The following is a 13,350-nucleotide window of genomic DNA, read 5'->3' on the forward strand; positions in this document are numbered from 1 at the left end:
GGAACGGAACGAGGACAAGGTTTCATTTTCATGTTCACCTAACAAGGGAAAATCTTCTTCCCGCACAACTTAAGCAGCCTAGGCAGCGCAACCACTTCCCTTCACCCAAAAAAAATACCCCCTCCGGCTTTAACGCCATCGTCCATCTTTGTGATGTCCGTTTGGCGTTATTTTGCCGTGAGGGGATTCTATTATGGTTTCGAGATCCCTTGTTGAACAGGAGTCGCTTCTTGTATCTGAATCGAGCGCACTTCTTGAATCTCCTGTGTTTCCTGTGTTTCCTGTGTTTCCTGAGTCTCTGGCTGATTACTCGTATTCTCTTCTACCTTTTCTACCGGAAACGAATTGGTGTATTCCTCCAGCGTCACGCCAGACGTGTGAATTTCCTTTGCAGCTTGGAGACCTACATACCGCAAATGCCATGGTTCATATTGATAACCCGTGATGCTTTCCTTTCCTTTTGGATAACGGATAATAAATCCGTATTCAAAGGCATGTTCCGCAAGCCATTTTGCTTCTGGTGTACCAGCAAAACAGTCGGTAGCCGGACATTTTCCATTCACCCCGGACACATCGATTGCCAACCCCGTTTCATGCTCACTGGTCCCACCTATGGCGCTGTAAGTTCTCGCTTTGGCTTCTCCATCTCTTTTGGCATAGTATTGAAACAATGCCTGCTGCGTTTGATACGAGCGATAGGCAGACACCCCGGCGAGCTGGATTCCGGCCTTCTTCGCCGCAGCGAACATACGCTCCAATGCCGCAGCCGCTTCTTTTCTCATTTTTCTTTTCTCCTGAGTCGCGGAGGAAAGAAACGGAACCTTTGGAAAAACAAGATCATTGGGAACATACGCTTTTGGCAAAGAAAACTGTTTATTTACAAGGACCGTAATACTGCCTGGGTCCGCCACCACTTGAATCGCTTCGTTTGGTAAAGGAGAAGGCACAGCTGGCTTGTTATCCGTTTTGACTGGATCTTTTGTTGCGGGTGATTGCACCTGGGGAGCTTGCTCATTTCCTGCAGGTTTGGTTGGCACCGCTGGCTTCGTGACACCATTTCCTGGTTTTGGCACGGCTTCTGGTGCTTTGATTGAGCTCGATGTGTTGGGAACCTTCGTCTCATTTTTGGTCGACTGGGCTGGAATGAGTGGATTGCGCAGCTCACACCCGCTTGAAATGGTCAAGGTAAAACCAAGCAGCAAAAGGGCAATCGCTGTTTTTTTCATGAGATGTTCCTCCTGACGAGTCCGCTCGATACGGAGCGATCGGCAAGCAACGGCTTACCCTTCATATACAGACTATACAATTTTACTCCTTTTTTATGCAGACGTATATCTTCAGATCGCAAAATTCAACATTTACCATCTTTTTCACGTAAGAAGCCACCCTGCGGAGAGCAAGGTGGCCAGCATGTATGCAGCTTACTTTTGAATTTTTACTTTGGCCCCATCTTTTAAGAGCGTTTGTCCCGTTACAACGACCTGTGCACCTTCCGTAACGCCCGAGAGAATCTCAATTTGGTCGCTAGAGCTTTGGCCAGTTGTCACTTCGACTTGTTTGGCTGCGTCATTTTCAATCACATAGACGTACTGCTTGCCTTCCTTGTCAAAGACCGCTTTGAGCGGAGCAACCAGCTTTTTCTCAGGCGAAGCCGTCTGGAAGTTGAATTTCACATTCACAACCATATCGGATTTCAATTCATTCGCCGGATTCGGAATGGAAATTTCAATTGGATAAGCTTTCAATTGTGTATCCATCACCGGGCTTACTGCAGTTACTTTGGCTTCCAAAGTTTTGCCCAAAGCAGTTACCTCTACGGAAACACTGGTGCCCACTTTTACCTTGGTAATGTCGTTCTCAGAAATATTGGCTTTTACCACCAATGGATTGGTATTTACCAGATTCACTACAGGTGCTTGCGGAGAAGCGAATTGGCCGACTTCACCTGTAATGCTGGATACATACCCGCTGAATGGCGCCGTCACCACCGCATTCGCCAATTGGGTCTTGGCGTTTTGCAAAGAGACGGCTGCTTGTTTCACCGATGCTTCGGATACTTGTACGCTATTCATTTGTTGCGCAGATTGCAAGGATGACACCGCATTATTGTATGCCGTTTGCGCATTGGTCAGCTGCGTATTGGCCTGCTCCAATTGCTGCGAAGATACGGCACCCTCGTTAAACAATTGCTGCATGCGGCGCTGGTTTACTTGGGCATCCTTCAATGCTTGCTCCGCTTGGGTCAAGCTGTTTTTGGCCTGCACCAGACCACTGGTAGAACTGTTGCCGGATTGGCGGAGGCTTGCTTGTGCAACCTGCAGGGCAGCTTCCGCTTGTTTCACTGCGTTCACCAGGTCTGTTTCATCCAGACGGAACAAAACGGTACCTTGTTGAACGTATTGCCCCAGTTGTACTGGCAAGGAGGTAATCTTGCCAGTCACTTTCGGGCTGATTTGCACTTCTTGACTTGGAGCCAGTTTGGCTGAGAATCCGGCATCCGTGGACACCGAGCCGCTTTTTACCGTTTCTACTTGTACTGGCGTTATTTTTTCCACAGGCGCGGTTGTTTGTTCTGGCGCTCCCTGTGAGCATGCCGACAAGAGCAATGCTGATGATAATGCCAGTATTAAGTGTTGTTTTTTCACTTTCATACTCTCCCTCCGTTTACAAAAACGCCTAGGATTCCAAGGTTGGAACTTGTTTCTGTTGTTGTTTCAGCAGTTTCTTTTCTCTCTTCTTCTCACGTTTGAGTCGACGCTTGATTCCCAGGTCATCAAACCAGGAATACACGACAGGAACCAATACCAAGGTAACCAATGTGGAGAAGCTCAATCCGAAGATAACCGTCACACCCATTGGCGCCTGGAATTCGGTACCCGATCCGGTTGCAAATGCGAGCGGACCAATCGACAGAATTGTAGTGAGTGTCGTCATGAGAATCGGACGCAAACGAACAGGACCCGCAATGACGATTGCTTCTTTCGCGGTATTGCCTTTTTTGCGCAGCTGATTAATATAGTCAATCAATACAATCGAGTTGTTCATGACGAGACCAACCAGCAAAATATAACCGATCAATACGGATACACTCAAGGTTGTTCCTGTTGCCGCCAATCCGATTAACACTCCCGGAAGAGTCGGCGGAAGGGCAAACATGATAATGAACGGACTGTAGAACGATTCAAACTGGGACGCCATAACCATGTACACCAGGACGATCGCCAGAATGATGGCAAGACCCAGGCTCATAAAGGACTCAGCCATGTCTTCACTCTGACCGCCAAATTGCAAGGTGTAGCCGTCCGGCAGTGTCAGCTGATCTAATTTTGCTCGAATTTCGGTTGTCACGGAGTTCAGGTCGCGTCCATCCAAGTCAGCGGTGATTTTTACCTCACGGGATTGGTCCGAACGATTAATCGCCAGTGGAACATCCACTTTTTTCACCTCTGCCACAGTAGACAGTGCGATTTGTGCACCGCCAGCCCCAGCAATACGCAGGTTATTCAAATAGTTTACATCTTCACGATAGCTTTCCGGAAGCTTAATGTTCACATCAACTTCATCGTCGCCGGTACGATACTTGGTCACGGTTTGACCGTTAAATGCGGTACGAACGGCTGAGATAATTTGACCGGTTGTCAATCCGTTGATGCTTGCTTTTTCCGCGTCAACCTTGACTTCAAACTCTTGCTTTGTATCTTCCAAGCTGTTTACAACGTTCGCCGTACCTTTCACGCTTTTTACTTCTTCCTTAATAATGGAACCAATTTCTTTCAATACATCAAGATCATCACCGCGAAGCGTGATATCCACAGGTGATCCTGTCGAGAATCCGGAGGTTGCGCTTACCGTAATCTCAGCACCTGGGACAGTCTCCAGTTGCTTCCGCAATTCTTGCGCGACGTCTTCACTCGATCGTGTACGCTCCAACACATCCACGAGCAGGACATACATGGTTGCCCGGTTTGATGAAGCCGTTGCAGCAATTGGCGATCCATCACTACCAATTGAAGTGACCATCATATCCAATTCAGGCAATTTGGAAACGATGCTCTCCACCTGTTTGGTTACACGATCTGTTTCTTGTACGACTGTTCCGTTTGGTGTTTCAATCGAGATGCTTACCTGTCCCTGGTCACTCGCTGGGAAGAACTCCGCACCGATCATTGGCGTCAACGCAAGAGAACCGATGATCATCACGATGGTAACGACCATTACGGTCTTGCGGTGTCCAATCGACCATTTCAACAGTCGGCGGTAGCCGTTTTCCACTTTGTGGAAGCCCTTGTTGAACCAGATCACTGGATTCCATCCACGATAGTCTTTGTTTTCACCATGATTCGGCACTTTCTTCAGCATGCGTGAGCTGAGCATCGGCACCAGAATAATCGAGAACACGAGGGCTGCAATGTGAGAGTAAACCACCGTCAAAGCGAGTGGTCCGAACAATTCGGAGGCAATCCCCTCTGTCAGCGCAATCGGTGCGAATACGCAAATTTGCGCCAAAGCGGAAGCCATGACGGCCGTACCCACTTCCTTGGAACCGTCCAATGCAGCTTGCACAATTCCTTTTCCTTGCTCGCGTTGTCGGAAAATATTCTCCAAAATTACGACCGCAAAGTCAACCAATGACCCAAGACCCAAAGTCAAACCGGACAAGGAAATCAAGTTGATCGTCTGACCTGTCATGTACATCAGGACGAAAGTCGCCATGATGGAGACAGGCAACACAATGATGGCGATCAACATGGAAGAAAAGCTTCCGAGGAAGAAGAACAGCATCAAAATACCGAAAAATCCACCTAACAGAGCATGCTCAGCAGTTGTATAAATGGAGTTTTCAATATAAGTAGAAGTATCGATCGCTTGCGTTAAGGTCACATTAGACGGTAACTGCGCCTTTACTTTTTCGACTTCTTTTTTTACCGCGTCGGCTACTTCGATGGTGTTGCCTCCAGAAGCCTTCGTTACCGCCAGGAAGACACCTTGTGTCCCATCCAAATAGTTCAAAGCGGTTACATCATCCAAGGTATCTTGTACGTCAGCAATGTTATTCAAACGAATGGATCCACTGCCAACCGGGATTGGCGTCAGGCCGATTTTGCTAACGTCGGCAAACTCGCCTTCCACGCGGATGTTTAATTTTTCATCGCCTTCACGGACAGCGCCGGTCGAAGCAGACATATTGCTGCTGCTGATCGCTTGCTGAACTTGTTCGATAGTGAGTCCATACGCAGCGATTTTCGCAGGGTCAAGCGTGATATCTACCACACGATCGCGACCACCGTTGATGGACACAGCGGCAACACCATCAATACGCTCCAAGCGGGACTGAATGATATCTTCAGCCATATCTTTCATTTTATTGACATCTTCACTACCGGTTAGGGTATAGTACATAATCGGCTGACTGTTCGGGTCAAACCGCATTACTCGTGGAGAATTGGCATCATCCGGCAGCGTGGCCTTGATCTGGTCCACTTTCTCCCGCATGTCCAAAGTCGCCTGGTCCAGGTCGGTCCCCCAGTTGAACATGACAATGACCTGCGACGCTCCCTGCATGGAAACAGACGAGATGCTGTCAATATTCGATACCGTACCAACCGCACTCTCGATCGGCTTCGTGACCAGCTTTTCCACTTCCGTTGGCGAAGCCCCATCATAGGATGTCACGACCACGGCAACCGGGAATTCCAAGTCTGGCATCAGGTCGATCGCCAAACGTGGCAAGGAAACAAACCCAAAAATCAGTAATGCAAGTGTTAGCATGATTACGGTAACGGGTCGTTTAATCGAGAATTCCGAAATATTCAAATCCACTCACCTCTCCAAAAAAATCAACTTGCTGCTCTTTTTCTATTGTGCGATCAGCCTGATGAATGAAGCCCAGTTCATACCCCCATACTTTTGACGCAGTTTACCATTATACCAGCTTATTGTATCGATTCCCAGAAACGAAGGAATCTATCGGCTGATTGATATTCTCCGCCGCCTCTATATCTACAGATAGATGACACTCCATGTTATGATGAAGGTGTACGGTTCAACTGCAAAGAAAGAAGGATGAAGCTTTGTATAAACTGATATTGAACGAGATCCAAAAGCGATTCCTTAGCATATGGTTCCTGATTCTAATCGTATTGATCATTCTCCCGTCCTCCTTCACCATGGAGACACCATTACAATTTGCGCTAACGGCCTTTTTATTTTTTGGCCTTGTCATGCTTTTTTGGGTACCCGACCACTGGTTGTCCGCCAACCGCGCAACCGCTGCCATTCTATTGCTAGGTACCCTTACGCTTTTAAAAAAACCATTGGTCGGCGGCGAAGAAGCGATCGGAATCATGCTCCCGCTCGCCGTATTTATGGGTGGCCGCATGGAGGATAAACAGGGTTTTATTCTCGCGTTCATTTTCGGACTGAGTACGTCCATCCGTGTGTTCTTTCTCGATGAACTTCCTCCTGGCCCGATTTTTTTCATCCTGACGTATATCGGCTGCTTTGTGGGAGCCAGAGGATACCGCGTACAGGGGGAAGCGTACAGGTCGAATCAGCTGCATCTGGAGCAGCTTCAAAAAGCGCATATGGATTTGCAACGCGCCCATGAAGAAATTCAGGAAGCCGCCGTGAATACGATGCAGGTAGCCGTTTTGCAGGAACGAACAAGAATCGCCCGGGATATGCATGATGCCCTTGGACATAGCCTCACATCCCTGATTGTCCAGCTCCATGCACTCCAATACATGCTGCAAGGCGGTCCGCCTCAAGCGGAAAAAGCGGTGAAAGACATGCTCGGAGTGGCCAAGCAAAGTCTGGAGGATATCCGCAATTCCGTCCATACCCTTGCCATCGACAGCTCTTCGATCGGACTCACACCGTTGCGTGCCTTTCTCTCGCAAACCGCAAACAATACGGGCTTGTCGATCGATTTTCAGGCAGAAGAACAAATTCATCTCGGCAAAGAGCCCATGATCGCGCTTTATCGGGTGCTGCAAGAGGCCGTCACCAATACCTTGCGCCACTCGGACGCAACATACATGCATGTAAACGTCTATGTTGATAAGGACAGACTGCATCTGTCCATCTGGGACAACGGCATGATCAAGCCCACCGATCCATTTACGCCTGGATTTGGGTTAAAAGGAATGCAAGAACGCATTCATTCCTTACACGGTACGCTTACCTACTTTGTCCGGGAGCCCCACGGATTTCAGATTGACCTAACCGTACCGTACAAAGCTCCTGAATCGAAAGGAATGACGATACGATGACTGATGGAAAAGAACCAAGAAAAATACGTGTCGTGCTTGTAGATGATCAGACGATGATCCGACAGGGTTTAGGCTACGTCATCCAAATGCAGCCTGATATGGAGGTCGTTGGCGAAGCAGCCGACGGCGAAGAGGCAGTAGAGGTCGTGACCAAGATGCGCCCCGACGTGGTGTTAATGGACGTACAAATGCCAAAATGCACTGGAATTGAGGCAACACGCAAAATCCTGACCCAGCTGCCCGACGTAAAAGTGCTCATACTCACCACGTTTGACGTGAAGAATTATGTGGTGGACGGTATTCGGGCCGGAGCTGTCGGCTATATGCTGAAAGACGCCGATTCCCAAGAGATGCTCGACCTGATTCGCGGGGCTTTCCAAGGTGCTGCTCTGTTTCACACTGTGACCGCTGCCAAAGCGCTTGCGGAGGTTTTACAAGAAAAAAACCACCCTGCCCAACCAAGCGGCGATTTTACCTTGCTGGAGGAACTGACGGAACGGGAACGCGATGTACTCCAGCAACTCACCTATGGGTACCGCAATGATCAAATCGCCCAGAACCTTTTTATCTCGGAAGGAACGGTAAAAACACATGTACACCGCATCCTGCACAAAATGGGCGTGGACGATCGTACCCAAGCGGTGGCCTTGGCGCTACGTCATAAATTAGTCGATTAACGAGAAGAGCAGTCTACTGTTCTTCTCGTTTTTTCATGATAAGATTGTTATTGTTCGATCACAATAAACAGACTGTCAATGATTCACCCGGCTACCGGGTTCATATCCCGCCATCCTATTATCCATGATCACGACCATTTTGTGGAGGACTTTTCATGCTCTTACAGCACATTTACATTCTTGTTTCGGTCATGAACCTGCTGCTCGCTGCAGTGCTCATCTTCCTGGAACGGAAAAACATCGCAGCCACCTGGGCCTGGTTAATGGTCCTGCTGTTCCTTCCGGGTATCGGGTTTCTACTCTATCTGCTGCTCGGTCAAAACTTGAGCAAGCGAAAGATCTACAAGATCAGAGATGAAGAGTTTTCTCATTTCAAGCAGCAGGTTGACGATCAACTAGCCGCTATGGAGAGTAGCCGCTATCCGTTTCATGATCCTGACATGCAGCAGCATCGGGACATGATCGCCATGCACTTGCGCAATGATCTTGCTTTATATACCCAGGATAATGAGGTCGAAATCTTCACAGACGCCGACAGCAAATTTGAACGTTTGCTTGCATCCATCAACGAAGCGACCGACCATATCCATCTCCTTTATTATATTTTTCGCAAGGATCACCTCGGTAAAAAAGTATTGAATGCCCTAGTTGAAAAAGCCAAGCAAGGAGTCCGCGTACGCATTCTCTATGATGACATTGGATCGGCTGGCATCACCGGACGCTTTTTCAAGCCACTTCGAGAAGCCGGCGGTGAAGTTGCAGCCTTTTTCCCGTCGTGGATTCCTTTTTTCAATTTCCGCTTAAACTACCGCAATCACCGAAAAATCGCCGTGATTGACGGAAAGATCGGCTTCATCGGCGGGATTAACATCGGCGATGAATACCTGGGCAAGGACAAATATCTTGGCTTTTGGCGAGACACCCATCTCATGATCAATGGGAGTGCGGTTCTACTGCTGCAAAGCCGCTTCCTTCTCGATTGGAATCTGGCGACGACAAAACGCTTTGAACCAACCGCCGCCTATTTCCCGTTTCCGCAAGAGCAAAAGGGCAAAACGGGCATCCAGATCGTATCGAGTGGCCCCCATTCGGAACGGGAGCAAATACGCCACGGTTATCTCAAAATGATCCATAGTGCCCAAAAAAGCATCTATTTGCAAACCCCGTATTTCATTCCGGATGAAAGCTTGTTGACCGCCCTGCGTATCGCTGCGCTTTCCGGTGTGGAAGTCAAGATCATGTTTCCTTCCAAAACGGATAACCGCCTGGTTTCATGGGCCTCCAGCTCTTATTTGGGTGATCTGCTCAAAGCCGGCGTACGAATCTTCATGTATGACAAGGGCTTTCTGCATGCCAAAACCATGGTGGTGGATGAGGAAATCGCTACCGTCGGCACGGCAAACGCAGATATTCGCAGCTTTACGTTAAACTTTGAAACCAATGCATTTCTTTATGATACGAGCTTGGCAGCAAAGCTGAGCGACATTTTTCAAAAGGACTTACGGGACTGCCAGGAATGGACGTGGGATGAGTACCGAAATCGGCCGCTGCCTACACGATTAATGGAATCCCTCGCAAGATTGCTCTCCCCGCTCTTATAGATTCGCATCGATTGACAAAGGCTCGCAACAAAAAGCGCGGCATACCGATACCCGATCAGCATGCCGCGTCGTAGCACTATCCTATGCAAGCGGAAGCAGCAGTGCCACAACCTGCTTTCCACTCACCTGGATCCCCTTCTCCTGTTTTCCGCAATGCTTCAGCTCATTCACCAGCTGCTGCACCAACTTTTTGGCTTCCTCGCTCTCTTTCTTCTCCAATTTGACGGTAAGCGAAACAGCATCTCCTGCTTGCAAAACCCGCTCCGCTTGTCTTTTTTTCGTATCGTAATCATGGTCTTCAATGTAAGCGGACAGCCGAATCTCTTTCGTTTTCATGCCTTTCTCGGCTTTTCGCTCCTTCTGCTTCTCTTTTTGCACCTGCTGCTTATGTGCCGCATGGTCGATTAATTGGCAAGGAGGAGGACTGGATGCCAATGACAGGCACACCAGGTCAACCTTTAATTGTTTGGCCATTTGCAATGCCTCTCTTGTTGAGACAATACCTAGGTCTTCTCCGTTCACTCCGGTTAGATGGACCTCTGACGCTTTGATCTTTTCATTCATGATCATGGAACTCAACCCTTTCTATACAGATACTGGCGAAAAATGGTATAATCTTCAGTGTTCATTCAATTATGCAAATTCTTTCATAGCCATAGCCATATACGTCCAAGTAGGAGTGACAGTCATGAGCAACCAACCCGCAAGTCAAAAAGAAATCATCTTTCGCATTGATCGTGAAGAATACGCGATTTCCGTCATGGAAGTGGTCTCCATCGAAAAGCCTCACGAGCTGACGCCTGTTCCCAAGCAAAATCCGTATGTACTCGGTGTGATCCACCTTCGCGGACAGGTCGTGCCGATTATCGATCTGCGCAAGATCCTCAATGAGTCCGCAAGCACCGTGACCGACAGCACCCGTTATATCATTGCATCCGTCGCCGGTCAAGTCATCGGGTTTGTCGTTGATGCCGCGACCGATATTTTGGATGTTCCCGCCTCAACCATTCAAAAGCCTGCCCTATTCAGCAAGGACTTCATTTACGGCATTGCCAAGCTGGAAGATCGGATGATTGTGCTTTTGGACATTCCGCGCTTGTTGGAAAGCGCATTGGGTGACATATCGCTTTCTGAAATCACGAGTATCGCCTAAAGAGAGGAGCTTGTCTTATGGGTAAAAGTTTTCCCGCTATGCTACCGGAGCATATGGATTTCATTCGGGCGCAGCACCTTTTTTTCGTAGGAACCGCACCCTTGGACGCAAACGGCCATGTCAATATTTCCCCAAAAGGATACGACGTCTTTCGGATCATCTCCCCTTCCCAGGTGGCGTACCTGGATCTTACCGGCAGCGGGAATGAAACGAGCGCCCATCTCGACGAAAATGAACGGATTACGTTTCTCTTTATGGCTTTTGAAGGCGCACCCATGATCATGCGCCTCTATGGCAAAGGACGCACCCTTTTACCTGATACACCCGAGTGGGACGATTATGCGCACCATTTTACGTTACTCCCTGGGACGAGGCAAATCATCGTCGCTGACATCCATGAAGTGAAGACCTCCTGCGGCTATGCCGTTCCGTTTTTTTCGTATACCGGCGAGCGGGAAACCCTGCAAAAATGGGCCGTTGCCAAAGGTGAAGACGGCCTGAGCCATTACCATAAAGAAAAAAATGTGTACAGCATGGACGGGCGATTAACACCTATCGGACAAAAAATCAATCCGTCTGAGCATCGAAGCTGATGAATGAAATGAAATACGCTTGCCTCTATACTGGATAGAGCGCAAGCGTATTTTGTGTTGCCGATTAGCTTTGTTCCAATTCCTCGATCAGCAAGGAAAGCTCCGTCCATCTTTCCATGGCGGACTCCAGCTCTTTCTCTGCCTCCTGCTGTTCTTTATACAGCTCCTGAACGCGTCCAAAGTCACTTCCCGCTCCGGCAATCTCCTGCTGCAGCTGCTGGATCCGCGTCTCCAAATCCGCGATCCGATCCTCGATCGTATCCCATTCCCGCTGCTCATGATAAGACAGCTTTTTCTTGCGCTCTTTGCGGGGTGCCGCTTTTTCCGGTTCGTTTTTCTCTTTTTTGCTTTGCAGCGCTTCTTGTTTCTCGATGTTTCGCTGCTCCAGGTATTCACTGTAGTTGCCCTGGAATCTTCGAATGACGCCGTTTCCTTCAAAGGCGATCAGATGATCCACCACTTTATCCAGGAAATAGCGATCATGGGACACCGTAATCACGACGCCGGGAAAATGCTCCAGATATTCTTCCAGGATGGACAAGGTCTCTGTATCCAAATCATTGGTCGGCTCATCCAAAAACAAGACATTGGGCTCCCCCATCAATACCCGCAGCAGGTAGAGCCGTCTTCTCTCGCCGCCCGATAGCTTGCGGATGTATGTCCATTGGGTCGGACGAGGGAACAAAAAGCGTTCCAGCATCTGCTCCGCCGTGATGACGTGCCCCTGCGCCGTACGTACGACCTCCGCGACTTCCTTGATGTAATCGATGACCCGCAAGTCACCGTTTATTTCCTGATTGTCCTGCGTATAATACCCGATTTTCACGGTTTCGCCGACGACTACCTCCCCGGCATCCGGCTGGATTCGCTTGGCGAGCAAATTGAGGAGGGTTGACTTCCCGCTGCCATTTGGCCCGATAATGCCCAAACGCTCTTCGGGAACCACCAAATAGTCGAAATGGGACAGCAGCACCCGCCCCTCATAGGCTTTGGTCACACTCTTCATTTCCAGCACTTTTTTGCCGAGACGTGCAGAACCTAACGCGATATCAAGCTTTTCACGGCTGACAATGCCTCCGCTTTCCTGCAGCTCTTCAACACGCTGAATCCGCGCTTTTTGCTTGGTTGTACGGGCTTTTGCGCCGCGACGGAGCCATGCCAATTCACGCCGGAGCGTATTTTGCCGTTTCTGCTCATCCGTCAGGGCCTGCTCCTCACGCTCTGCTTTTTTCTCCAAAAACACCTCATAATTACCGTCGTAGCTGTAGATCTGCCCTTGATCCAATTCCAAGATCCGATTCGTCACCCGATTCAGGAAATACCGATCGTGCGTGACCACCAGCAAAGCCCGGTTATATTGCACCAAGAAGCCTTCCAGCCACTCGATCATGTCGTGATCCAGATGGTTGGTCGGTTCATCCATGATGAGCAAATCCGCCGGTTGGATCAGCGCTTTGGCAATCGCGACCCGCTTTTTTTGCCCGCCGGAAAGCTCTCGCACGGGCTGAGAGAACTGGGTAATGCCCAGCCGGGTCAATACGCTTTTGGCGATGGTCATCGCATCCCATGCGTCGAGCTGATCCATCGTTTGCTGCAGCGCAGTCAGCTTGCGTTGCTTTTGCGGATTTTCCGGATCTCGCTCCAGCTCCAGCAAAGCTTGTTCATATTCCCGCAGCGCACGCATGAGCGAAGAATCTCCGTAATACACCTGATCCAGTACGGTCAAATCCTCATGAAACGTTGGTTCCTGTGGCAAGTATTCAATATGAAATTGTTTCGCATGGACGACTTCCCCTGCTTCTACTGATTCAAGGCCGGCAATGACCTTCAGGAGTGTGGATTTTCCCGTCCCGTTCACCCCGATGAGGCCAACCCGCTGTTTTTCATTAATGGTAAACGATATATGATCAAATAACACTTTTTCCCCATACGTTTTCAATATGTTGCTAACGGAAAGTATCGACATTCTTTCATCCTTTCTGCTTGGTCCACCCCAAAATCTCCTTACCATCTAAGCATTAAGGAAGAAGCGAAAAAAAGCAATAGAAAATCCAA

The 13,350-nt window shown here is 49.0% G+C and carries 10 protein-coding genes; 5 read left to right on the top strand and 5 right to left on the bottom strand.

The features are described from left to right. Positions 1 to 191 precede the first annotated feature (191 nt). The 3 genes from EIZ37_RS13410 to EIZ37_RS13420 all read right to left on the bottom strand — a co-directional run bounded on the left by EIZ37_RS13410 (position 192) and on the right by EIZ37_RS13420 (position 5,814). Positions 192 to 1,226, bottom strand: a complete 1,035-nt coding sequence (locus tag EIZ37_RS13410; RefSeq protein WP_134685112.1) for a M15 family metallopeptidase — start codon at positions 1,224 to 1,226, stop codon at positions 192 to 194. A gap of 195 nt (positions 1,227 to 1,421) precedes the next feature. Then, complete coding sequence (locus tag EIZ37_RS13415; RefSeq protein ID WP_134685113.1) at positions 1,422 to 2,651, bottom strand: efflux RND transporter periplasmic adaptor subunit; 1,230 nt, start codon at positions 2,649 to 2,651, stop codon at positions 1,422 to 1,424. Between the two features lie 25 nt (positions 2,652 to 2,676). Continuing rightward, on the bottom strand, positions 2,677 to 5,814 hold the full coding sequence (locus EIZ37_RS13420) for an efflux RND transporter permease subunit (RefSeq protein ID WP_134685114.1): 3,138 nt from the start codon (positions 5,812 to 5,814) through the stop codon (positions 2,677 to 2,679). Between the two features lie 257 nt (positions 5,815 to 6,071). Between EIZ37_RS13420 and EIZ37_RS13425 the strand changes: the two genes are divergently transcribed. The 3 genes from EIZ37_RS13425 to cls all read left to right on the top strand — a co-directional run bounded on the left by EIZ37_RS13425 (position 6,072) and on the right by cls (position 9,549). Then, positions 6,072 to 7,271, top strand: coding sequence for a sensor histidine kinase (locus tag EIZ37_RS13425; RefSeq protein ID WP_134685115.1), 1,200 nt, complete (start codon positions 6,072 to 6,074; stop codon positions 7,269 to 7,271). Next, complete coding sequence (locus EIZ37_RS13430; RefSeq protein WP_134685116.1) at positions 7,268 to 7,948, top strand: response regulator; 681 nt, start codon at positions 7,268 to 7,270, stop codon at positions 7,946 to 7,948. The genes EIZ37_RS13425 and EIZ37_RS13430 overlap by 4 nt, the downstream gene beginning before the upstream one ends. 155 nt (positions 7,949 to 8,103) lie before the next feature. Beyond that, positions 8,104 to 9,549, top strand: a complete 1,446-nt coding sequence (gene cls / locus EIZ37_RS13435) for a cardiolipin synthase (protein ID WP_134685117.1) — start codon at positions 8,104 to 8,106, stop codon at positions 9,547 to 9,549. An 81-nt stretch (positions 9,550 to 9,630) separates the two neighbouring features. Here cls and infC read toward each other — a convergent pair whose 3' ends face one another. After that, the gene (gene infC, locus EIZ37_RS13440; RefSeq protein WP_134685118.1) at positions 9,631 to 10,119 is read right to left on the bottom strand and encodes a translation initiation factor IF-3; all 489 of its coding nucleotides are present in this window, start codon (positions 10,117 to 10,119) and stop codon (positions 9,631 to 9,633) included. 118 nt (positions 10,120 to 10,237) lie between these two features. Here infC and EIZ37_RS13445 point away from each other — a divergent pair, with 118 nt between their 5' ends. Beyond that, complete coding sequence (locus EIZ37_RS13445) at positions 10,238 to 10,702, top strand: chemotaxis protein CheW (protein WP_167568855.1); 465 nt, start codon at positions 10,238 to 10,240, stop codon at positions 10,700 to 10,702. 17 nt (positions 10,703 to 10,719) lie between these two features. Further along, positions 10,720 to 11,295, top strand: a complete 576-nt coding sequence (locus EIZ37_RS13450; RefSeq protein ID WP_134685120.1) for a pyridoxamine 5'-phosphate oxidase family protein — start codon at positions 10,720 to 10,722, stop codon at positions 11,293 to 11,295. A gap of 64 nt (positions 11,296 to 11,359) precedes the next feature. Here the strand turns inward: EIZ37_RS13450 and EIZ37_RS13455 are convergent, their stop codons facing one another. Beyond that, positions 11,360 to 13,261, bottom strand: a complete 1,902-nt coding sequence (locus EIZ37_RS13455) for an ABC-F family ATP-binding cassette domain-containing protein (RefSeq protein ID WP_134685121.1) — start codon at positions 13,259 to 13,261, stop codon at positions 11,360 to 11,362. Positions 13,262 to 13,350 lie beyond the last annotated feature (89 nt).

It is taken from the genome of Brevibacillus migulae, from assembly GCF_004521915.1.
GTDB lineage: Bacteria > Bacillota > Bacilli > Brevibacillales > Brevibacillaceae > Brevibacillus_F > Brevibacillus_F migulae.